The 22,817-nt window shown below is 64.4% G+C and carries 21 protein-coding genes and 1 pseudogene; 14 read left to right on the top strand and 8 right to left on the bottom strand.

Going from position 1 to position 22,817, the window contains the following annotated elements; genetic code table 11:
* Positions 1-33: 33 nt before the first annotated feature.
* The 3 genes and pseudogenes from AB1384_13450 to AB1384_13440 all read left to right on the top strand — a co-directional run bounded on the left by AB1384_13450 (position 34) and on the right by AB1384_13440 (position 2,104).
* Entirely contained in the window at positions 34-1,098 is a 1,065-nt protein-coding gene (locus AB1384_13450; GenBank protein ID MEW6555277.1) for an acyl-CoA dehydrogenase family protein, read from the top strand.
* Positions 1,099-1,170: 72 nt separating this feature from the next.
* Positions 1,171-1,497, top strand: a pseudogene (locus tag AB1384_13445) (redoxin domain-containing protein).
* Positions 1,498-1,699: 202 nt separating this feature from the next.
* A complete protein-coding gene (locus AB1384_13440) occupies positions 1,700-2,104 on the top strand; it encodes a DUF134 domain-containing protein (GenBank protein ID MEW6555276.1) in 405 nt (134 codons plus the stop codon).
* 28 nt (positions 2,105-2,132) lie between these two features.
* Here the strand turns inward: AB1384_13440 and AB1384_13435 are convergent, their stop codons facing one another.
* Positions 2,133-2,759 carry a cobalamin-dependent protein gene (locus AB1384_13435; protein ID MEW6555275.1) on the bottom strand — a complete coding sequence of 209 codons (627 nt, stop codon included), beginning with the start codon at positions 2,757-2,759 and terminating at the stop codon, positions 2,133-2,135.
* A gap of 248 nt (positions 2,760-3,007) precedes the next feature.
* Here AB1384_13435 and AB1384_13430 point away from each other — a divergent pair, with 248 nt between their 5' ends.
* The 3 genes from AB1384_13430 to AB1384_13420 all read left to right on the top strand — a co-directional run bounded on the left by AB1384_13430 (position 3,008) and on the right by AB1384_13420 (position 7,016).
* Entirely contained in the window at positions 3,008-4,825 is a 1,818-nt protein-coding gene (locus tag AB1384_13430; GenBank protein ID MEW6555274.1) for a thiamine pyrophosphate-binding protein, read from the top strand.
* 13 nt (positions 4,826-4,838) lie between these two features.
* Positions 4,839-6,410, top strand: coding sequence for a thiamine pyrophosphate-binding protein (locus AB1384_13425; protein MEW6555273.1), 1,572 nt, complete (start codon positions 4,839-4,841; stop codon positions 6,408-6,410).
* 69 nt (positions 6,411-6,479) lie between these two features.
* A complete protein-coding gene (locus AB1384_13420; protein MEW6555272.1) occupies positions 6,480-7,016 on the top strand; it encodes a VOC family protein in 537 nt (178 codons plus the stop codon).
* Positions 7,017-7,071: 55 nt separating this feature from the next.
* Here the strand turns inward: AB1384_13420 and AB1384_13415 are convergent, their stop codons facing one another.
* Both AB1384_13415 and AB1384_13410 read right to left on the bottom strand, forming a co-directional pair.
* On the bottom strand, positions 7,072-8,181 hold the full coding sequence (locus AB1384_13415; protein ID MEW6555271.1) for a hypothetical protein: 1,110 nt from the start codon (positions 8,179-8,181) through the stop codon (positions 7,072-7,074).
* Positions 8,182-8,294: 113 nt separating this feature from the next.
* Complete coding sequence (locus AB1384_13410) at positions 8,295-9,152, bottom strand: MerR family transcriptional regulator (protein ID MEW6555270.1); 858 nt, start codon at positions 9,150-9,152, stop codon at positions 8,295-8,297.
* Between the two features lie 337 nt (positions 9,153-9,489).
* Here AB1384_13410 and AB1384_13405 point away from each other — a divergent pair, with 337 nt between their 5' ends.
* The 7 genes from AB1384_13405 (at position 9,490) to AB1384_13375 (ending at position 17,144) form a co-directional block, all read left to right on the top strand.
* Entirely contained in the window at positions 9,490-10,503 is a 1,014-nt protein-coding gene (locus tag AB1384_13405; GenBank protein MEW6555269.1) for an alpha/beta fold hydrolase, read from the top strand.
* A 16-nt stretch (positions 10,504-10,519) separates the two neighbouring features.
* A complete protein-coding gene (locus AB1384_13400; protein MEW6555268.1) occupies positions 10,520-11,662 on the top strand; it encodes an alpha/beta hydrolase in 1,143 nt (380 codons plus the stop codon).
* Between the two features lie 42 nt (positions 11,663-11,704).
* Positions 11,705-12,523, top strand: a complete 819-nt coding sequence (locus AB1384_13395) for an MBL fold metallo-hydrolase (GenBank protein ID MEW6555267.1) — start codon at positions 11,705-11,707, stop codon at positions 12,521-12,523.
* Between the two features lie 54 nt (positions 12,524-12,577).
* Positions 12,578-13,078 (top strand): SRPBCC domain-containing protein, encoded by a 501-nt coding sequence (locus tag AB1384_13390; protein MEW6555266.1) that lies wholly within the window; start codon positions 12,578-12,580, stop codon positions 13,076-13,078.
* Between the two features lie 29 nt (positions 13,079-13,107).
* Positions 13,108-13,770 (top strand): hypothetical protein, encoded by a 663-nt coding sequence (locus tag AB1384_13385; protein MEW6555265.1) that lies wholly within the window; start codon positions 13,108-13,110, stop codon positions 13,768-13,770.
* 94 nt (positions 13,771-13,864) lie between these two features.
* Positions 13,865-15,586, top strand: a complete 1,722-nt coding sequence (locus AB1384_13380) for an amidohydrolase family protein (protein MEW6555264.1) — start codon at positions 13,865-13,867, stop codon at positions 15,584-15,586.
* A gap of 52 nt (positions 15,587-15,638) precedes the next feature.
* A complete protein-coding gene (locus AB1384_13375) occupies positions 15,639-17,144 on the top strand; it encodes a long-chain fatty acid--CoA ligase (GenBank protein MEW6555263.1) in 1,506 nt (501 codons plus the stop codon).
* On the opposite strand, the gene AB1384_13370 is transcribed toward AB1384_13375, so the two are convergent.
* From AB1384_13370 to AB1384_13350, 5 genes are all read right to left on the bottom strand, one after another.
* Positions 17,141-18,325, bottom strand: a complete 1,185-nt coding sequence (locus tag AB1384_13370; GenBank protein MEW6555262.1) for a hydroxymethylglutaryl-CoA reductase — start codon at positions 18,323-18,325, stop codon at positions 17,141-17,143. The two genes, AB1384_13375 and AB1384_13370, sit on opposite strands and share 4 nt — an antisense overlap.
* 186 nt (positions 18,326-18,511) lie before the next feature.
* A complete protein-coding gene (locus tag AB1384_13365) occupies positions 18,512-19,531 on the bottom strand; it encodes an enoyl-CoA hydratase/isomerase family protein (protein ID MEW6555261.1) in 1,020 nt (339 codons plus the stop codon).
* A 28-nt stretch (positions 19,532-19,559) separates the two neighbouring features.
* Complete coding sequence (locus AB1384_13360) at positions 19,560-19,964, bottom strand: DUF2177 family protein (protein MEW6555260.1); 405 nt, start codon at positions 19,962-19,964, stop codon at positions 19,560-19,562.
* Positions 19,965-20,041: 77 nt separating this feature from the next.
* Complete coding sequence (locus tag AB1384_13355) at positions 20,042-20,842, bottom strand: DUF1295 domain-containing protein (GenBank protein MEW6555259.1); 801 nt, start codon at positions 20,840-20,842, stop codon at positions 20,042-20,044.
* Between the two features lie 24 nt (positions 20,843-20,866).
* Positions 20,867-21,613, bottom strand: a complete 747-nt coding sequence (locus AB1384_13350) for a lysophospholipid acyltransferase family protein (protein MEW6555258.1) — start codon at positions 21,611-21,613, stop codon at positions 20,867-20,869.
* A 341-nt stretch (positions 21,614-21,954) separates the two neighbouring features.
* Between AB1384_13350 and AB1384_13345 the strand changes: the two genes are divergently transcribed.
* A complete protein-coding gene (locus AB1384_13345) occupies positions 21,955-22,623 on the top strand; it encodes a hypothetical protein (GenBank protein ID MEW6555257.1) in 669 nt (222 codons plus the stop codon).
* The last annotated feature ends 194 nt before the right edge of the window (positions 22,624-22,817 follow it).

Below are 22,817 nucleotides of genomic sequence, written 5' to 3'. Positions count from 1 at the left end.
CGCGTGATGCTTGATCGACAGGGGGGAGAGAACATGCCCTCGTGTGAAGAGAACGACCTACAGTCGATGTTGCGCGCCCAGGCCTGCGATTTTTGTGCCCGCATACTCAAAGAGGACGGACTGATGCCTCAAGGGGATGAGGGGCTTCTTCTACTGCGGTTCCGTGCGCTCAAGGGGGCGGGCTATCCCGGGATCCTCATCCCCACGGAGATGGGAGGGGAAGGGGGAGGATGGGCCGAGGCGGCTATCGTGATCGAAGAACTGGCCCTGGCGGATCCGGTCCTGGCTATGATGCTCCTCTCCCACCTGGTGTGCACGGCCGGCCTGCTCCTCTGGGCCGATGGACGCCAGGCGGCGGATCTCCTGCCGCCGCTTGCGAGATGTGATGTCCTGGGGGCTGTCGCACTGACCGAGCCGGAGGCGGGCACCGACTTTGCCGACCTGCGGACCTCCCTGGAGAGAAAGGGAGAGGCCTGTTACGCAAGTGGCAACAAGTGTTTCGTGACCAACACCGCGCCTGGAGAGGAGAGCGGCCTGCTCGCTTTCCTGAAGGGGCCCGAAGGCATCGCGGCGGCCTATATATCCTCGTCGAGTCCCGGGCTGCACCTGGCCCACCGCTACCGCTTCAGCGGATGGGAAGGGCTTCCAAACCACGCGCTGGTGCTTCAGGACTGCGCCTTTCCCGCCGGCAACCTGCTCCGAGAAGGCATGGTAAGGGATGACCTGCTGTCCCTCTTCGACGGGGCGGCGCTCCTGGTCGCGGCCATGGCCGCGGGTATGGCCCGCGCCTGCCTGGAGACGGTCTCGCGATACGCTGGGGAGAGGAGACAGGGCGGCAGGGCGCTCGCCGGCCACCAGGCGCTCTATTTCCGCATGAGCGACATGGCCACCAGCATCGAGTCGATGAAGATATCGCTGCAAGCGGCCGCGGGTAGGCTGGATGCCGGTGATCCCTGCCACTGCGAGCTGTGCATGCTCAAGCTCTTCGTAAGCGGCAAGCTGGAGGAGATCGCGTCTTCCGCCGTGGAGCTGGCAGGGGGATACGGCTACACGCTCAAGCGCCGGCAGAGACCGCACCGGGAGAGACAGGGGAGATGAAGGGAGGACCGAAGATGGGAGTACTGGTGGGCAAGCCAGCCCCCGATTTCGAGGCAAGCGCGTACGTGGACGGAGGGGGGCGTCCCTTACCCCATGCTCTCCGACGCCGGTGGCCGTATCGGTACGGCATTCGGCGTCTACGATGAGGAGGCGGGAGTAGACGTCCGTGGGCGTTTCATCATCGATCCCGAGGGGATAGTCCAGGCCATGGAGGTCCTCACCCCGCCGGTGGGCCGAAACGTCAGCGAGCTTATACGCCAGGTGAAAACATACCAGTATGTGAGCGAGACCGGCGAGGTCACCCCCTCGGGATGGCAGCCCGGAAAGCCGACCCTCAAGCCCAGGCCGGACCTGGCCGGAAAGGTGTGGAAGGAGTGGAAGCCAGAGTCGGCGTTCTAAGCCGCATCCCCATATAAAGTTGAAGACGGGGCGCAGGCCGTAAGCCGGCCGGCGCCCTTTCCGTCCGTGCACGCCGGTTGAGTCCGTACCGGGACGGCTCCTATATGCGCATGATCCGTCGACGGCGGTGACCGGCAGCGAGTGTATACTGTGAATGTGATATATTCGTAGGCAAACGGCGAAGCCGGAGGGAGATAAGGAATTGGCCAGGCCGATCAAACCAAGGCTCGTACGCGAGTCCCCCAAGGCGGAGTATTTTAAACCGCGGGGGATTCCCATGCTCGAGCTCGAGGAAGTGGTCGTGACCGTGGACGAACTCGAGGCCTTGCGCCTGGTCGACCTGGAGGGTATGTACCAGGAGGATGCGGCGAGGGAGATGGGCGTGTCCCGCCAGACCCTGCAGCGCATCCTAAATGAGTCGCGGGCCAAGGTCATCGACGCGCTGGTGGGGGGGAAGGCGCTGCGAATCGAGGGAGGCAGCTACATCCTGCGCGAGTCCTCCGGCCATTACCGCTGCGGACGTTGCGGGGAAGACGTCCCCCCCGGCTACGGCCGGCGGGGAAAGGGCTGGAAGTGCCCCGCCTGCGATTCCCAACCCACCAAATAGGGGCCTTACACTATCCTCCCAATCGGCATCATGCGCCCAGGTATCCCGCGGCCAGCTTCACGGCGTGGGCGGCGTCCACCCCGAAGGCGTCGGCGCCGGAATATTCCACCACCTTCCCGTTCACCGGTCCGCCGCCGATGATCACCTTCACCCTGTCCCGCAGCCCCGCCTCGGCCAGGCTCTCCACCGTCTCCTTCATGGAATCGAAGGCCAGGGTCAAGAGGCCCGAGAGGGCCAGAAGGGAAGCGCCGGTGTCCTTGAGTTTGCCCACGAAGGCCTCGGGGGCGACGTCAACACCGAGGTCGTGGACGTCGTAACCCTCGCAGCGCAGCAGGGTGGCAACGATGTTCTTGCCGATGTCGTGGATGTCTCCCTTCACGGTGCCGATGACCACGCTCCCCCTGGTGGGGCCCGCTCCCGCCTCGAGGTGCGGCTCGATGAGGGCGATGGCCTCCTTGAAGATCTCCGCGGACATGATCAACTCCGAGAGGAAGTACTCCTTGTCCTCGAAACGCCTTCCCACCTCGGACATGCCCTCCCTCAGGCCTTCCACCAGCGAGAGGGGGTCGCCCCCTTCATCGAGGACCTTGCGGACCTCCGCCAGGACCTCGTCCTCCTGCAGCCCGGCCAGCATGGTCGCGATAGCCTCAGACATACTAAAGTCTCCTTTCCGGCAGGCGATCGCGGGAATCCGGAGCCATCACAGCCAGGCTCGTGTCCCTCCTGAAGCCCGCGCCATATACAGACAACCGACTTGAACAGGTTCGCATGCTTACCTAGACATTTATAGGATCTTAAGGGACGGGCGTCAACCGACCCCGTTGTGGTCGGCTTCAGAGGATGTAATATTTATTATGGCAGATATCCCATGCTATGGAGCGGATTCGGAAAAGGGGTGAGGACATGAAGGTGTCTGGATGCGACCTGCTCGCGCGCTCACTTGTCGGGATCGGGACGCGCTTCGTGGTCGGCAGGGACGCGGGGGCACTTGGCCCGGTATTCGCGGCCCTGGAAAGAGAGGAAGGACTGACGGCGCTGACACCGCTGGGGGATATAGCGGGCCCCTTCATGGCCTACAGCAATACCTTCTACAATGCAGTTCCGGCGGTGATCCTCTCCTCCACCCCGGCGGACGCCGTTAACTCCCTCACCGGCGTGGGAACCGCCTGGGGGGACAAGGTGCCGGTCTTTCTCATCACGGTGTGCCCGAGCACCAGGTTGGGGGGGAGCTTCCCCGGGTTGACCCACCGGCGCACCTTCGCCCCCTTTACCAAGTGGAGCGAGACCGTCACTGCGATGGATGATATCCCCAGGCTGGTGGGGCAAGCCTGGCGGGAAGCCATGAGCGGGTGCCACGGTCCGGTACACCTGGACATCGCGGAGGCGGTGCTCGGTGAGGTGAAGGAGATGGGGGCGGAGGAACTGGAGGAATTGGTGGCCCGCGGCCTGGGTTCCCTCGAGATCGTGACCATAGACGGAGACCCCGAACTCATCCGCGCCGGCCTGCGCGCCCTGCTGTCCTCCGAGCGCCCGCTGCTCATCTCAGGTGGGGGGGTGACCCACGCCGAAGCGTGGGACGAGATGGACCGGCTGGTGCGGGCCCTGGAGCTGCCCGCCTCGACCTCCATCTCGGGCGAGGGCGGCATCCGCGGCGACAACCCCTTCTACATCGGCGGACCCAGCTTCCTGGGCGGCGAAGCCTTCCACCGTGCCGTTAAGCGCGCCGACTGCGTGATGGTGGTGGGCGCCGCCCTGGGGGGCTTCGAGGGATTCGGCTCGCCGCCCTTCTGGAACCCGGACGTGCGCATCATCCAGGTGGATATCGACCCCATCAACATCTGCCTCAACACCCCGGTGGAGATATCCATCCTGGGGGACGCGAAGGCGGTCCTTGTACGCATGCTGGAGATGGTGGAGGAGGGCGAGGTCAAGCCGAACCCGGCCCACCGTCCCTGGGTGGAGCACCTCCTGGCCAAGAAGAGGGGCTGGCGGGCACGGGTGGAAAGCCTGGCTGATGCCGAGTGGCCCGTCATCCAGCCGGCTTACCTGGCCAAAACCATTGCGGAGCTCTTCGAGCCGGATATATTCATCGCCGTCGACGGGGGCAATACCGCGCTGTGGTCGGCGATGTTCTGCATGAACCATACGCCCAAGAGCGGGGTGGCCCCGGCGGGGATGGGGACCCTGGGATGCGGCATTCCCGCGGCCATCGGCATAAAAGCCGCCGCGCCGGAGCGGCCCCTGGTGCTCATCCAGGGGGACGGTGCCTTCCTCTACAACGTGCAGGAGCTGGCGACGGCGCGCCGCCTGGGCATGGACTTCGTGGTGGTCATCTTCAACGACCGCTGCTGGAACATGATCAAGGGCGCGCAGGACATGATGTTCGGCGGCCGCCACGCGGCGTCCATCATCGAGGGCTCCGACTATGCCGCCATAGCCCGCGGTTTCGGATGCTACGGCAGGAGGGTGGAGAGGGCGGAGGATATCGAGCCCGCATGGCGGGAGGCACGGGCCTCAGGGCTCCCCGCCATCCTGGACGTCCTCATCGACCCGGACGCCATCCCCGAGACCCTTATCAGCTTCGCGATGGGCGGTGAGTTCGAGGGGGTGAGCCTGAACCCCTTGCGGGCCATAGGGAAACCCAACGTCAAGTTCGACCGGCGCCTCTTGAGCGTTGCCAAGTACGCCGTCAACATCTTCCTGGACAGGGACCTAAAGTGAGGGGGTGATGGGCATGCAGCTTCTGAATGGAGGAGAACTGGTGGCCAAGACCCTCGCCCAGGAGGGAGTGGACTGCTTCATCGGGATAATAGGAGGCCAGATACTGCCGCTCTTCGATGCCGTGTACCGGGACCCGGGGCTCAAGCTGGTGGCCCCCCGCAACGAGGCGGCGGCGGCGATGATGGCGGACGGATATGCCCGCGCCTCGGGCGATGTGGCGGTGGTCCTCTCCACCGTCGGCGCCGGGGCCATCTACTCGGCGGCGGGTACCGCCAACGCGTGGGGCGATCACGTGCCCATCCTCTCCATATCACCCCAGGTGCAGAGCTGGAAGATGTATCCGGCCCAGGAGTCGCTGCAGGGCTGCTACCAGGCGGACATGCTGTCGGGGGTGACGCGCTGGAACTGTGTCGCCTACAACTGGCGTCGCATCCCGCGCCTGGTGCAGAGGGCGCTGCGCGAGGCCCACTCCGGCGAGAAGGGCCCGGTTCACATCGATATCCCGGTGGACGTCTTTTACGAGTATCACGCGGTGACGGGCAAACGGCTCAAGAAGCTCATGCCCCCACCCGGGAGCAGCCGCTTCTCCGGCAGCTACCTGCCCGACCGCGACGCCGCCGCCGCGGCCCTGGGGCTGCTCGAGGCGTCGAGCAGGCCGGTGGTGGTGGCGGGGCTGAGCGTGCTCAGGGAGGGGGCCTGGGACTCGCTGTCCGCCCTGGCGGAGAGGTTGTCCTCCCCCGTGGCCTTGACCCCGCCCGCCCTGTCGGCGCTCGCTGGCGACGATCCCGGGTATATCGGCGTGTGTGGCCACGCCGCTCTCACCAGCCTGCCGGAGGCAATGGGCCAGGCCGACCTGCTGCTATTGCTCGGGACCACCCTGGGTGAGCAGGAGGAGGTCGTGGAGATGGTGGACCGCTCCCGCACCAGGGTCATCCAGACCTCGCCGGAGCCGGAGCTCCTGGGCTCCCTGGGGCCGGTGGACGCGGTCCTGGCTGGCGATGCCGCATCCATCTCCAGGGCGCTGGAGAATGGCATGCGCGGGGAGTCGGGCGAGAGGACGAAGTGGCGGCAGGCTTGCCGGGAGTCCTTCGAGGGCACCCTGGATAATACCAGGAAGGACGCACGCGGTAAGGGCCCCGGGGCCGCGGTTGATGCCCTGGGACAGGCCATGGGCAAGCAGGACCTGATGGTTCTGGATGGGAGGGAGTCCTTCTACTGGGGATCACTGCTCTGCCCCGCCGGCACGAATAATACCCGCTACCTCTCCCACGGGCTCAAGGGTATCGGCTACGGGCTGCCCATGGCCCTGGGGGTCAAGCTGGCACGCCCCCGGGAGCGGGTCTTCGCCCTCTGCGACACCGCGTCCCTGCTCCACCACGTCCAGGAACTGGACACCGCCCGGCGGGAGGACATCGGCGTGATCGTGTGCGTGGTGGGCGAGCCCTTCGACTGGAGAGGGGTGGCCGAGGGGTTCGGCCTTAATGGCGCCGTGGCCACCGGAGCGGCTGAGCTCATGGTGGCCCTGGAGAAGGCGGGCCGTGACCGGGCGGCGACGGTCATAGACATGACGCGCTTCGAGGCATGATGAGTTGAAAACGACCGGTAAAGACCGCAGCCGTTCGCAACGCGGGCGGCCGGAGAAAGGAGGTCGGAGATGACGGTGATGGAGCATCTGCGCATGCCGCGCCTCGCCCAGATCGGCATCTACGTCAAGGACATGGACAAGTCCATAGAGCGCTTCGAGAAGCTCTTCGGCATCGGGCCCTGGTTGGTCCTGGAGGGAGACACGGAGTACTGCCTGGACCGCGGCTGCGAGGTCACGGTCCGGGGCCGCATCGCCATGGGGTACACCGGCAGGGTCCAGCTGGAACTCATCAACATCGTGGCCGGGAGCAACCTCTATCTCGATACCCTGGGAGGGCTCGAGGAGGGGATACATCACCTCGGTTTTGCCGTGAACAACCTGGAGGAGAGGTTGCAGGCCTGCCGCGAGGCGGGCATCGAGGTGCTGCAGCGGGGGGTCCTGAAGCAGTTGGGACTGACCATCGACTACGCCTACCTGGACACCGTGGACGAGGTGGGCATCATCCTCGAGTTCATCCAGACCCGTTTCATGGGGCTCAAGGTCAAGCAGACGCCAGGTCCGGTGAAGCTGCTGGCGAGGGTACAGAGGCGTTTCGGCTTCCCCTGATGACTACGCGGCGAGGACCCCGCGACCGGTGGGACAGGCTGACCGGACAGGCCCGCTAAGCCCGTACTCCGTTGCCGGTGGCGAGCTGCGATGATCGGGGTTTGACTTCCGCCTCCAGGACCCCGCCGTCGGTGAGTTCCCATTCCGCGTCGGTGGCCGCGGTGCCGAAGCCTATCTCGAAGAAACCCTGGGCAAGCCCGACGATGATCATGGGCAGGGCGACGTTCTCCATGCGCAGCCGCATGCCCATCCTGCGCATGCTCAGTTCCTTGAGGTTCCCGAGCCCGCGCACCGCGAGCTGGGTGCGAAAATCCCCCTCGTCGGTGATGTCCTCGATGGTGTAGAAGCCGCTCTTGGTGAAGCGCCGCTGCGCCTCGACCACCGCCCGGGGGACCTCGTCCCCCAGCTCTTCCTCCAGCTCGTGGAAGACCGGGTCCAGCAGGACATCTCCCTGGATGGCCATGCGCCTGCGGGTGAATTTGTTCACGATGATACCCCGGTCCGGATACCATTGATAGCTGGACATCGTCCTGGGGCACCCGCAAGACGGGCACCTCTCGAGCTCGATGTCCCCGTCCACGTGGGTGTGGGGGCGGAACCACAGTCGCTCCTTGAGTTCCTTGGTGTGTGGCATGGGGTACGCGGTGATATTGTATAGATCGGGGAACATCCGCTCGTAGGAATAACCCTGTTCGACACCGGTAAGGAGTTCGACGGCGCCGACGTGGGCGGACACGGCGAGGGGGACGGAATGGGGTTCGGTGATGCTGACGGTGTCGAAATCGTTCTCGTCCTGCTCGTAGCGAAGGGCTACCCGGTTGTAGCTCCCCGCCCCGTTTATCCTGCCGATGTCGCGGAACGCCGCGTCGATAGGCTCGTAGTCCATCTCCCGGTTCCTGACCTTCTCCCTCACCGCCGCGGGGACGAAGGACTTGAGGTATCCGCGGTACGCCCGCCGTCCCGCGGTGATGACCAGGTGCTCGATGGGGGAGCCGATGATCTCTTCTATGCCCTTGAAGAGCGGGTCGAGGTTCTCGGTCTCGATGAAGACCATGCGGCTGCTGTGGTTGCGCGCTTGCACGATATCGCCGTTGTTCAGCCAGGAGTGTTCGGAGGTGATGATCTCGGGCAGTCCACATTCCAGGCATCTGTCGAGAGGGTTCATCCAACGCCACCTTCTCTCGTTCCGCTCGCCCTGCTGGCAGTATCTAACATATATTATCGGGCGTTTTCGCCATGGACTGAAAACAGAACGGGCGAGACTGTTTGCCGCCGGCCTCACCTGATCCCGTTCATCATGAGGTCGAGCATGAACGAGGTCACCTCGGGGACGGGATGCTGGGGGTTGAAGGTGAGATAGATGGCCAGGAATTCCACCATGCCCATGAAAACGCGGGCCAGAAGCTCCGGGTCTAAATCGCGGATCACGCCCTTGCCGATCGCTGCTCGGATCTCGGCAGCGATGGGGTCGGCCATCTGGTTGTGCAGGGCTTCGAACTTCTCCCGGGCGGAGGGGGCGCTGGCAGCCATCATCCCCCGCAGCTGGTTGATGATCCCGGAGAAGTATTCGTAGTTCTCTATGTAATATGTGGCGGTGATCGCCGCTTTCCTCTGGAAATCATCCTCTTTCTCGACCATGGCCTCGAAGGCCGAGACCATGTTCCGGGTCAACTCGTCGATGACCTCCATGAACAGCTCCTGTTTGTCCTCGAAGTAGATGTAGAAGGTGCCGATGGATATGCCCGTCGCGGCGGTTATGTCCTCGATGCGGGCACGCGAGTAACCCTTCTCCAGGAATACCTTGCGGGCCGCTTCCCTTATCTGCTGCCTGCGCCGCAGCGCGGTCTCCTTGCTCATATCCCCAGGTTTCCGCGGCGGCTTGATGCCGCCGGACGTCTCCGTCCCGTCTCTCTCTTCCAGGACCTTGCGCAGGAAGGACAGAGGCACCCTCGAGTCTCCCTTGACCTCGCGGACCGCAAGGAGTCGTTCCAGGTGGGAATCGTCGTAGTAGGCCATGGTCTTGCCCGTCCGCTCGGGTTCGGGCAGCAGGCCCTGGCGGACATAGTGATGGATGGTATGGCGGGGCACCCCGGAGAGCCTCTCCAGCTCACCGATCTTCATCCGCCTCTTCTCCATCGCCATCATGGCTCCTTGCAGCGACCGCCGTTCCTGACAAATTGCAATACAATATATCACAAGAAAATGGTTTATGGCAATAAATCGAAGAAGGTAATGGGCGTTTTGCGTGACCTTATCCTCATATGAATGCAGCTCATCATGTTAAGAACGCTTGACAAGCGGTTCTGGTAATGGTAGTCATGATCTGAATTATGAATGAATAATCACTCATAATATGACGGTTACTTCGAGGCATCGGGGAGAGGAAGGCAAGGGCAAGGACCGCTAATGGATATCTATAATTGCAGGGGCACCGATCAGTGAGATCGCACCGAAGGAGGTCGAGGTGAAGAAGATGAAGCTGGCAGCCGCCACCGCCGCGGTGCCGATGGTGGGTTGGGCCGCGTACAGCCTCGCTAAGATGAACAAGCCGGTCCCCTCCGAGGAGGAGGCGAGGGCCTATGCCAGGTCGCTGCTGGAGAAGGTGGGCCTGGGGGAACTCTACGGTACCTGGCGCGAGGAGCGGCTGGATCTGGGCGACCGTACGCTGGCCCTCTACCATTTCAAGAGCGAACCGGGCGACCCGGTGATGGTCTTCGTCCCCGGGACCAGCGTCTACGCGCTCCTCTATACCGAGTACATGTACAAGTTGAGCAAACAGGGTTTCAACGTGGTGGGCTTCGACCCGCGCGGCCACGGCATGAGCACCGGCAAGCGGGGGGTCTATACCCTGGGCCAGCTGGTGGAGGACGCCCGGGCGGTCATCGGCCACGCCATGGCGGCCTACGGTGACAAGGTGGCAGTCTCCGGCTCGAGCCAGGGCGGCATGGTCGCCTTCTACTGCGCGGCGGCCGAGCCGCGCCTCAAGGCCGCCGTGTGCCACAACGTCATCGCCCCCGATGAGCCGGACAACGAGAGGATGACCCGCTGGCCGGGCATGTTCCGCCCCCTGATGCCCTTCCTGTCCCTGCTGCAGCCGGTGGTCGGTTCGCCGTTAGGCAAACTGATGACCCCCGTCTATCTCTACCTGGACCTCAAGGCCGAGACCAGCCGGCTTATACCTGATGTTATGGAGTTCATCAGGGAGGACCCGCTGGTCGCGAGCGCGGTGAGCCTGTCCGCCCTCCACTCCCTGGCCTCGACTCCCCTGGCGGTGAAGGTGGAGGAGATAAAGACCCCGGTGATGGTCATCCATGCGGGCAAGGATAATATCTTTCCCGAGGACTACGTGCGCCGGGTATACGCCAGGCTGACCTGCGACAAAGAGTTCCTCTACATGGAGGGCGCGCCGCACCTGGTGATGACCGACTACGTGGACGACCTCATACCGCCTATATCGGCGTGGCTCAAGAAAACGATGGAAGTATAGTCGAGCGGAGGCGGCAATGATCCTCAAGGATATCCTCATCACCCTCTGCCTGGTCACCGGCCAGACCGAGCGGGCGGCAGGCTGCCTGGGGGTGCGCTTCTTCCTGCCCGAACTGTTCCGGCTGCGCTATGCCAACATGGGGGGGTTGGACCCCGATGTCTTCGCGCGGCAACTAGGCGGCCTCAAGTCGTTCGAGGAGTCGGCATGGTGCGGGTACTGGAACGCTATCGCCAGCGCTTACGAGGCGGAGGCGGAGAGACTCCTGCGGGAAGGAGGGGACGCCGGTGGGGAGGAGGCACGGGACCGCCTGGTCAAAGCACTCACCTACTACACGGTGAGTGCCTTTCCCGGGGATACCCCCCTGAGGATGGACGCCTACTACAAGGCCGCGCAGCTCTTCGAGCGCTCCGTCCCCTTGTTCGACGAGCGCATGGAGAAGGTGACGCTCATCGTGGCGGGCGAGGAGGTCAATGGATATGCGCGCTTTCCCGCGGGGGAGGAGAAGCACCCCCTGGTGATCGTCACCAACGGGCTGGAAGGCACCGTGCAGGAGATCGCCCTGCCGCTGCTGGCCTACCGGGACGCGGACATCGGCGTCTTCCTCATGGAGATGCCGGGTACCTATGCCTACAGGCAGCCCATGTCGGGGGCATCCGAGGCGGTATACAACGGCGTCATCGACCACTTCGCCGTTCATCCCCGGGTGGATGCCGGGCGCATAGCTATGGTTGGGACGAGTTTCGGCGGCTACTGGTCGGCGAGGATGGCGGCGGTCGATCCCAGGCTGAAGTGCGCCGTGGCCTGCGGCGCCCCCCTGCACTACGCTTTCGGGCTGGCCAACTCCCTGGGCACACCGGAGATCATCGCTTCCGTCCTCAAGAAGGTCACCGGGGCCGGCAGCCTGGCCGCTATGGGGCGCAGGCTGAATGAGCTGTCGTTCGTGAACAACGACCTCTACCGGCGCATCGATATCCCCCTGCTGGTCATCAACGGCGACAACGATACCCTGCTCGGCACCAGGGATTCCAGCGTCCTCGCGGCCAGGGTTCCCAAAGCGCTGCTCAAACTGTACGAGGACGATGACCACTGCGCCATGGGACATTACCGGGAATGGCTTGACCTCACCTTCGAATGGCTGCTCATGCAGTTCAGCCGCTGAAGGCGGCGAGCCCGACAGTGATCTTCGAGGAGGGGGTGGGTGATGAGAGTGCATTACCTCAACTGCGGCACCATGTATCCGCGGGGCGCGACGCTCTTCGTGCCGTACGAGGAGCGTTCCTGCTGCCTCTGCCTGCTTATCGAGGGCGACAGCGGGCTCGTGCTCGTGGACACGGGTTTTGGCACCAGGGACATGGCGGACCCCAACCGGCTGCGCCGCTATTACAACTTCATGATGAACATCCAGGTTGATGCGGAGGAACCGGCGGTGCGGCAGGTAGAGAGGCTCGGCTTCGAGCCGGAGGATGTCCGGGACATCATCTGCACCCACGTGGACCCCGATCACAGCGGCGGCCTCGCCGATTTCCCCCACGCCAGGGTGCACGTGTCGGAGACGGAACTGGACGCCCTCAACAACCCCCGCAACCACCTGGAAAGGACCCGTGTATGCAGGGTCCACTTCGCCCACGGCCCCAAGTGGGTAACCCACTTGCCGGACATGGACGGTACCTGGTTCGGCATGCCGTACACTAGGGACCTGCCCGGGCTCCCGTCCGGGATCGCGCTGGTGCCGCTGCCGGGACATACGCGGGGCCAGATAGGCGTGGCGGTGGAGACGGGGGACGGGTGGGTCCTGCACTGCGGAGACGCCTACTACGTAAAAGAGGAGCTGAGGGAGATCGGCAAGGCCCCCATCGGCACCAGGGCCTTCCGGCGCTTCGCCCACTGCGACCCCGCGCGCGCCGCGCAGACCATCGCGGCGCTGAAGAAGCTCCTGAGGGAGCACGGCGAAGAGGTCAGGACCATCGCCTCCCACGACCAGTTCGAGTATCGCAACATCTTCGGCAGGCCGTTCGATTGATCTGCCTCAAGCTGATAGGCGGGGCCTGAGATCATACCCATGGAGGCGAGAAGAATGTTCAGAAAGGAACTGGTGACCTGGATAGATATCGACGCCGCGGCGGAAGATGTCTGGAAGGTGCTGACCGACTTCGGCTCGTACCCGCAATGGAATCCGATGATCAGGCAGGCCAGCGGCAAGCTCGAGGCCGGAGAGAGGCTGCAGGTGCGCTTCGAGCCCGAGGGCAGCAGGGGGTATACGTTTCGTCCGCGGCTGACGGTCGTGGACCCCGGCCGGGAGCTGCGCTGGCTGGGGTGGCCGCGTTTCCCCGGGCTGATCGACACCGAGCATTACTGGATCATGGAGGAGGCGCCCGATGGCAGGACATATCTGATGCACGGGTCGTCTGTCTCCGGTCTCTTCGCTCCCATGGTTGGTCCTGCGATGGAAAGATCGACCAGGGGTCCCTTCGAGGCGATGAACCAGGCCCATAAGGAGCGTGCCGAAGCGGGGAGAAAAGGGGTTCTCCCGCTTTCACGCGGGGAAGGAAAAACGGGGGCGGAGAAGAAGGTATAGGGCGGAGAGACCGCGGCAAGGAGGGAGAGGTGCTCTTCGCCTATACCGAGGCTTCGCAGCAGGCATTGGACGGCCTGAGAGACCTTAACATGCTCAAGTGGTACGCGGTGCCGCTGCTGCTCATCCTGGCCTATATCTACTCCAAGGAGATCAAGGAAGCGTGGGCGTCGGGGAACTGGGACCCCATTCTGGCGGCGCTGGTCCTCTTCGGCTGCGACTTCTTCAACGAGACCTGGAACGGCTGGGTCTTCCACCTTTCCGAGAGGTCGGCGGTGTGGACCACCCCCGGGCCCACCGCCTACCGGGTTATGGTGGGCTGGAACATCGAGATCATCTTCGGCTTCCTCCTCTTCGGCCTGATCTACTACCATACCCTGCTCCCCGACCCGGAGCAGAAGATCCTGGGCCTGCCCAACCGCTGGTTCTTCGCCGTTTTCTTCGCCGTCCTCGCCGTGATCATCGAGATACTCCTGAACATGGGCGACCAGCTGATATGGGAATACCCCTGGTGGTACCTCTCCTGGGGCGGCGTCTGGATCATCTTCCTGCTTGGATACTTCTACTGGTTCGCGGCGATCAACTTCATGCTGAGCATGAAGACCTACAGGAGCAAGCTCATCTTCGTCGGGATCATCTACGCCGTCCCCATTTTCCTCAACGTGCTCGCTGCCTTGCTCGGCTTCCGCTATTGAGCCGCGCGGACCCATCGCCGGCTGTGCCGTCGTTGTCAACGTCACGCCCCATGGATATAAATAGAGGAAAAGCACCGGATGGGAGGGGTTTATCGTGCTGGACGTGTTGATCAAGCGGGGCAAGGTGGTGGACGGCACCGGAGCGGCGGCGCGTGTTGCCGACGTTGCGGTGAAGGACGGCAGGATCGCCGAGGTGGGGGACCTTCCGGGGGCGGAGGCGCAGCGGGTCATCGACGCCTCCGGCAAGGTGGTCTCTCCGGGTTTCATCGACATCCATTCCCACAACGACATGTTCGTCATCCGTGACGACTACGTGACCCTCTTCGAGCCATACCTGCGGCAGGGCATCACCACCAGCGTGGTCTCCAACTGCGGCTGGTCGGTAGCACCCTGGCTGCCGGAGAACTCAGCGCTCTTCCGCTCCACCCTGCATTCCATGGGCGTCTCCGACGCCTTCGAGCCGCAGTGGGAGACGGTTAAGGAGTTCAACGGGTGGATGCGGGGCCGGGGCCTGCCGCTCAACTTCGTGCCCCTTTCGGCGCACGGCCCCCTCCGCATCGCGGTCATGGGCGAGGAGGCCCGCTTCAGCGATGAGGACGAGCTGGAGAGGATGAAGGAGCTGCTGCGCAGGGACATGGAGGATGGCTGCCGCGGGTTCTCCACCGGGCTCACCTATTTCCCGGGCATGTACTGCCACACCGACGAGATCGTGGAGCTGGCCAAAGTCGCGCACGAGTACGGCGGCCGCTACGTCACCCACATCCGCAGCATCACCAACACCTTCGCGCGCGCCGTCGAGGAGGCCATCGAGATCGCGCAGCGCAGTGGCGCCTCGCTGCAGGTGAGCCACTTCATGGCCGTTCCGTACTTCGGCCGCATGGGCGATATCATCTACGAGCTGGTGGGTTTCTTCGAGAAGGCCAACCGCGTGGTGCCCCTGCCCGGCATACCCAACACACAACTCAAGAAGGGCTACCAGGCGGTGGACCGCGCCCTGGAGCAGGGGACCGACGTGGGGCTGGACTTCATCCCCTACGTCATGGGCAACACCACCGTCACCCAGCTCTTCCCGCCCTGGGCGCTCATGGGGGGCACGGAGGCGCTGTTGCGCCGCCTGGCCGACCCGGCCCAGCGCGCCCGTATCCGCCACGACGTGGAGACGGTCAAGGACAGCTGGCCGCAATGGGAACCAGGTTCCTGGGCTACCAACTACATCGGCTGCCTCAGCTACAAGATGCTCTCCATCCTCTCGGTGGGCAGCGAGAAGAACAGCTACATGGAGGGGAAGCGGGTGGTCGACCTGGCCAGGGATGCGGGCAAGGACAACTTCGACTTCCTCTGCGACCTGGCCATCGAGGAGGAGGGGGCGGCGGGGTTCCTCATGGGCATCCCGCCCAAGCCGTGGTCGGAGAAGGTCTTCCTGCACGGACAGGACCACCCCCAGCTCTCCGTGGGCGCGGACGTGCTCTTCCCCGAGAAGGGGGCGGCTCCGCAGACCGCCTTCGGGACCTTCCCGCGCATCTTCCAGCATTACGTGAAGGAGCTCGGTTACTACACCCTGGAGAACGCCGTGCACCGCTGCACCGGACTGGCCGCTTCCCGCTACGGCCTCGACGACAGGGGGGTCATCAGGGCGGGCGCCGCGGCGGACATCACCGTCTTCGACTTCGAGACCATCCGGGACAATTCCACCTACGAGGACACTCAACAGTACCCGGACGGCATAAATTACGTGCTGGTGAACGGCAGAGTGGCGGTGGAGGGCGGCGCCTACCGGCCGGAGGTCCTGGCCGGGGACGTACTGGCCAGGAGTTGACGGCATCGTCCATGCCGGCCGAAGAAGAGTTGGATGAGGGGGATCAGAAGAGATGAACCTGGCCGATTTTCTCATCGAGACCACCGCCCGCATTCCCGACCATACCGCGCTCGTCTTCGAGGACGAGTCGCTGTCCTTCCTCGAGATGGACCGCGAGGTCGACGCCCTGGTGCGCGGCCTCTGGGGCCTGGGCCTGCGGCCGGGTGACCGGTGCGTGCTGATGATGCCCAACTCCATCGAATGGGTCCTGGCTTATTATGCCCTGGCCAGGATGGGGGCGGTGGTGGTGCCGGTGAACTTCATCTACCGCAAGGGGGAGCTGCGGCACATCTTCAGCGATTCGGGCGCCAGGGCCTTCATCGGCCACGCCGGTTACCTGGAGGAGGCGATGCCGGTGGTCGAATCGCTTCCGGACATGAGCATCCGCATCGTCAACGGGAAAGACGTCTCCGCCGGGTGCGTGCCGCTCAGCGGGGTCTTCGACCGCGGGCGAAGCGGCGTGACCTACGCCGCCACCGCGGCGGGCGACCCCTTCGCCATCATCTACACCAGCGGCACCACGGGCCTGCCCAAGGGGGCGGTGCTGACCCACGGCAACCTCATGGGAGACGTGCTGGCGGTGTCGGGGCTGCGCACCACCGAGCCCGGCGATGTAGTCCTCTCCGCTTTGCCCCTCTTCCACATCTACGGTCAGACCCACGCCCTCAACCTCTCCGTCTTCAGCGGCCTCACCCTGCGTTTCTGGGACCACTTCGACCCCGCCGAGACCATGGCGGCCATCGAGGAGGAGGAGAGCACCGTCCTCTATGCCGTCCCCACCATGATCAACCGCCTGGTTGAGCTGGCGAGCACATCTCCCCCACGCCGCTCCAGCCTGCGCTTCTGCGTCTCCGGTGGCGCTTCGCTCCCCGTGGAGGTATTCAGGAGGTTCGAGTCCCTCTTCGAGACCTGGATCATGGAGGGCTACGGCCTCACTGAGTGCTCGCCCACCTGCCTCGAGAACCCGCCCGGCCGCGCCCGCACCGGATCCATCGGCTTCCCGGTGCCGGGTTTCCGAGCCCGCGTGGTCGACGACGACGACAACGATGTCCCGCCGGGCGAGGTGGGGGAGCTGATCGTCTCCGGGCCGGGGGTTATGAAGGAGTATCTCAACCAGCCCGAGGCCACCGAGGCCACCCTGAGGGGAGGGTGGCTTCACACCGGCGACCTCGCCCTCCAGGACGAGGACGGCTACTTCTTCATCGTGGACCGCAAGAAGGAGATGATCATCCGGGGCGGCTACAACGTCTATCCGCGCGAGGTGGAGGAGGTCTTCTATTCGCACCCCGCCGTGCTGGAGGCGGCGGTGCTGGGCATCCCCCACGCGGACCTGGGGGAGGAGGTGGGGGCGGCGGTGGTGCTCAGGCCAGGGGCCGAGGCGTCACCGGACGAGCTGCGCCGGTTCGTGAAGGAGAGGGTGGCGCCGTACAAGTATCCCCGGGTGATAAGGATAGTGGGCGAGCTGCCCAGGAACTCCGCCGGCAAGGTCCTGAAACGGGAGATCTCGTTCGAGGACTAGCTTCCCTCGACCGGGCGGTTGCGGCCCAGCCTTTCGTGGGCCCCGACCCATTCGTCCGAGGTTATGGCCCCCACCAGGGAGATCTCGCCCGCCAGCACCACCGCCGCCGTTATCTCCGCGAACTTGAGGGCGTTGCCCGCCCCCTTGCACCCCAGGATGCTCAGGGACTCACTCTGGGTCGGGAGGTTGGTGCCGCCCCCGACGGTGCCCACTATGAGCGAGGGCAGGGTGACCCCGAAGTAGAGCCCGCCGGGGGCCGGCCGCAGGTCGAGGATGTCCACGTGGGACTCGGCGACGTTGGCGGGGTCGTTGCCGCAGGCGATGAAGAGGGCCGCGATGCCGTTGGCGGCGTGGAAGCCGTTGCTCACGCAGCCGGCGTAGATGGCGCTGAGGGTCCCGCTCAGGAAATTGTCGAGGATGACCTCGGGCGTGGTGCGCAGGCGCTCCTCCAGCACGGACGCGGGGATCTCCACCTCGGCCGAGACCTTCTTGCCCCGGCTCTTGAGCACGTTGATCTGCGAGTACTTCTTGTCGGAGCAGAACTTGGAGGCCAGGTTGAACGACTCGACCTCGCCCGCGCGCGGGTAGGCCTCCCGGATGTCCCGGCATATCTGGCTCACGGCCAGGTTGACCATGTTCTGCCCCGCCGCGTCCCCGGTGAAGAGCCCGAAGCGTACGTAGACGTTCCTTCCCAGGTTGAAGACGTCCACGTCGCTCAACCTGCCGTGGGAGGTGGTCTTGGCGACGGCGCCCTCCATCACCGCGCGGTTCTCCGCCAGCCAGCGGGTGAAGTCTTCCGCGGCGGCGAGGGAGGTGAAGCGGAAGACCGGGGCGCGCTCCATGTGGTCCTCGAAGACCTTGACGCGGCATCCACCCGATTCCCGGATGACCCGCATGCCGCGGTTGTAGGAGGCGACCAGCGACCCCTCGGTGGTGGCCAGGGGCACGTAGAACTCGCCGTCGGCGTGGTCCCCGTGGATGAGCAGCGGGCCCGCGAGGCCCACGGGCACCCTGGCGGTGCCGATGTAGTTCTCGATGTTGTTCTTGACCGCGTCGACGGGGTAGGGGTCCTTCGCTATCCAGTCGATGCCCGCCCCCATATCCGTTACGAAGCGCTGCCTCTCGAGGACGTCCTCCTCCCCGCCGCCGCGGGAGACCTGATGAGGTGAATCCGAGCCCATGATCACTGTCCTTTGCTGTTCCGCGCAATCCCTGTATGCGGGAGGACAGCCGCTTGGTCGCCTATCATGATGTCGCCGCTGCCCCGAAGATAATTATAAACAACTCCACCAGCCTTCTATAGGTGGGGTCAGGTCTTGGGTTTTGGATACCATTATATGGAATCCAAAACCCAAGACCTGACCCCGTTAACTACCTTCGAAGTCGCGGGTGAATTCCTCCCTGTACATGATATCCATGAGCTCGGGCACCGGCATCCTCTCCTGCGGCGGGACATCCACCCTCTCCTGGAGCAGGCGGGCATAGTCGGCCATGGCCCTCTCCACGTCGCGGGTGTCGAAGACGCGCAGGCTCTGCAGCAGCTCCACGATGAGGCCGCGGGCAAGGAAGGTGTCCATGCCTTCGTGTACCGCCCGCTTGATGGCGTGCACGGCTACGGGAGGGCGCCGGGCCATGAGGTCGGCGAACTCCTGCACGCGGTCGTTGAACTCGGCCTTGTCGAAGCAGTCGGTGATGATGCCCCACTCCTTCGCCTCCTGGGCCGTCAGCTGGTTGGCCTTGAGCATCCACTCCAGGGCCTTGGCCCGACCGAGATGGCGGGGCCACCTCTGGGTCCCGCCCCCGCCTGCCACGATGCCCACCAGCACCTCCGGCTGCCCGATGGTGAAACCCTGGTCTCCCACCATGAAGCGGAAGTCGAAGCAGGCGGCGAACTCGGTGCCCCCGCCGTTGCAGGGGCCGTTGATGGCCGCGATGGTCACCTTGTTCAGGCGTTCCACGGCGCGGTAGAGGCGGGTCATCTGCAGCCATAAGAAGAGGGTGAAGTAGCGGTCCTTCAGCTTCCTGGTCTGCCGGAGGCTCAGCTCCTCCACCGCGGGGAAGTGGTCCATCACCAGGGAGTTCATTGTGTTGCCCCAGTCGATGACGGCGCGTCCCAGCGGGCCCCTGGCCATCCTGGCGAAAGGGGAGGTCTTGTTCTCCTCACAGGTGCGCGCCAGCTCGGGGATGGAGAAGTGCATGATATAGGTGTCCTCGATTCCCCCGGTGAGCACCAGCACCCGCACGGAATCGTCTGCCTTGACGGACTTCACCACCTCCCACAGCTCCTCCAGGATGTCCACGGTGAGGAAGTTGACGTGGGGGTTGTGGATCTCCACCCACAGGGTGTATCCGACCTGCCTGGTCACGAGGTATTGCATCGTCTGCATCACGCTCCCTTCAGGTGGCGCGCCACACCTACAGGAAGGCGCGGGTGAGCGCGACCGAGATGATGCTTACCACGCCGGTGAGCGCCGCACCCCAGGCCAGGTCCACCACGGTCACCAGGGTAGGCCATTCCTTCAGGGTGGCCTGGTTGGTGAGGTCGTAGGTGGCGTAGGCGAAGAGCCCCAGCAGCGCCCCCCACAGCAGCACCCGCAGGTAGCCGGAGCCTTCGTCCACCGCCCGCACCACCACCAGCACCGAGGCCCCGAACGCGTAGATTAGGTAGAAGGCCACCGCCGGCGCCAGCCGCGGGGAGTCCGCCAGCAGGGAGCCGATGTGGGTGGAATAGAACCTCTTGGACATGGTGAAGAGCCACACCGCGTCGATGGCCAGCATGGGAAGCAGGAAACAGAAATAAGCGATGACGTATCTCTTCATCTCATCCCCCTTGTCCGTCGGGTCAGGCCGCGGCAAGACCGCGTCCGACAACTCGAGATCATATCGTAGGAAGTCGATCAGCCCGCTTTCTTGAACCAGGGTATGAACACGCTCGTCCGCCGCTTGTACTCGTCCCACCCAGGGGTCTTCTCCATCAGCCTCTCGGTCATGGGGATGCCGGAGACGAAGAGGAGCATGGAGGTGATGACCAACGGCCCGATGACCCCGATCCACCCCCAGGGCTGGTTGACGGCGATGACGAAGATCCCCCACCACATGGTGGCCTCGCCGAAATAATTGGGGTGGCGCGTATATCTCCACAGCCCCTTGTCGATGATGGTGCCGCGGTTCTCCGGCACCTTGAGGAAGGAGTCGAGCTGGTGATCGCCCACGGTCTCGAAGAGGAAGCCCACCACCCAGATGGCCAGGCCCAGGTAGTCGGACCACACCAGGCCGTCCCGCAGGCCCGCCATGATCAGCAGCACGGGGGTGACGTTGAGCATGAGGATGACGCCTTGAAAGAGAAAGAGCTGGAAGTAGCTGCGCAGCACGAAGTACTTCCCCCATTCCTCGCGGAACTTGACGTAGCGCGGGTCCTCGCCCCGCCCCCGGTTGCGGCGGAAGATGCGAATCCCCAGCCGCAGCCCCCACACCGTAACCAATCCCGCCACCAGGTACTGGCGGGCGCCGATGAGCACGCCCTCCGCCCCCTCGACAGCGTTTACGATCAGCACCACCCAGGTGGTGACTATGAAGCTGGGCCCCCAGGCGATGTCCAGGATGCTGTTGTCCTCGATGATGGTGGCGACGATAAAGAGGATGGTGAAGTAACAGAAGCCGACTATCGCCGCGTAGAGTAAGGTCTCGGGTATGTTCAACGGACTACCTCCTCTTTCTCGGGGTCATTCCCGCTCCTCGAGCCCTTGGCGTATGACCTCCCTTACGTCCGCGGCCAGCCTCTCGATATCGCCCTCGGCGTATTCCCCTATATCGACCGGAGGGTGCACGCGCATGGTGGCGCGGCCGGGGAAGAGGTTGAGGGTCTTCGGCGGCAGGATGGAGCGGGTGCCGGTTATGCTCACGGGAAGTATGGGCAGGCCCAGCTCCCGTGCGAGGACGAAAGCCCCCTTCTTGAACTCGCCCAGCTCGCCGGTGCGGCTGCGCGTGCCCTCCGGGAGCATGATGATGGAGGTGCCGCCCTGGATCTTCTGGCGCGCGTTCTCCAGCGACTTGTAGGCCTCCCCGGGGTTGGAGCGGTCGATGATGATGTTCCCTCCCTTCAAGGTGGCGTAGCCGAACACGGGGTACCTGCGCAGCTCTTTCTTGATCACCCACTTGAGGTCGATGCCCAGCCAACCGAAGAGGACGAAGATGTCGTAGGAGCTCTGGTGGTTGGAGGCCACGATATAGGACTGGTCCCTGTCGATGTTCTCCCGGCCGATCACCTTGACCCGCATGGGGGTGACGAAGGCACAGAAGCGCGACCACCACACGCCCGCGATGCGGTTGGCGGCGCGGTCGTCGCGGAGGAAGATGAGGATGACGCCAAGGCCTACGAAGAAGCAGGTGGAGAGGACCAACAGCGGAGCAAAGACCAGGAATTTGTATGGCTGGTAGAGCAGGCGGAGGAGACGATTCGTGCCGTGCATGATATCCTCCACGGTCGTATGCGTATGAGCATCCATCCCGTTAAACCCCCACTGAGCGCAGGCAAGCCTTGTCCCGGCACACCCATATTCTACCCAAATCAAGGTGGTTATAAAGGGCAAAGACCATGGGTTTCCGTCCCGTCGCCGGGAGTATGGATGCAGGGCGGGATTTTCCATTTTCACCACCTTCCGCCCATAAATCCTTAACTTCTGACCCCCAGATTTAGGGGCACAGGAGTCGGATCGTGTAAGGACCGGTCCCCGGGCGGTTGCGTCCGGGTGAGGAGAAAGGAAGAAAAATGGAGACCGAGGGCTCGCAGGGCGAAATGCAGGAAGAACGAATGCAGCGAACGGAGGAGGCAGACCAGGCGGAGCAGGCCCAGCAGGCGCAGCAGACCCAGCAGGTCCCGCTGGCGGAGGAAGGAGAGTATGCGCGGGATAACCCGCAGGCCTGGCAGGTGCCGGCCTATCAGCCGCTGGCCCCGGGGACTCCACAGGGTAAAGAGCCGCGGGCCTGGCTGAAACCGGTAGGAGTGGGCGCGCTCATCATGGCCGTGGGCCTGGGGAGCTTCTTCGGGGGCATGGCGGTCGGGGGCGACGAACAGCAGAAGCAGGTTGCGGTGGGAAGTGCCGGCCAGGGAGAGCAAGTGGTGCCGGACCAGCCTAACGGCGACATGGGGCAGGCGATGCCGGGCCGCATGGGCGCCATGGGCGAGGTGACCGCGGTCAGTTCCTCCAGCATCTCCGTCGAGGACGTGAGGTCCGGTGAGGCCAGCACCTTCGAGATAGACTCCTCCACGGAGATACTGGACGAGGGCGAGACGGCCGGTGTCGGCGACATCGAGGTGGGGGACAGCGTCATGGTGATCCCCGGCGATTCCGATGAGTCCGTAGCCGCGCGGATCATCATCAACCCCGCCATGGGCGGCCCGGGCGGTCCTGGCGGCCGGGGGGCCCAGCCACCGGGAGAGACCACGCAACCGGATTCCTCGGATTCCACATCCACCTGAGCGGAGGACCAGTATACGCGGCCTGCGCGGGACCTCCATCAGGTAACCCGGTCCCGTGCGGGCCATATGGCGGGAGGAGGCTGCGGCGCTGGACCTCCCGCGTGCCCACCTGTCCCCGCACAGAGCGCCCGCGGAGAATGGACAGTATAGAGTGTATAATAGTGAACCGTCACGGGAGGGGAGTGAAGGAGAAC

The sequence above is a fragment of the Actinomycetota bacterium genome, assembly GCA_040757835.1.
Lineage (GTDB): Bacteria > Actinomycetota > Geothermincolia > Geothermincolales > RBG-13-55-18 > SURF-21.
This window is presented reverse-complemented; position numbering and strand designations above follow the sequence as displayed.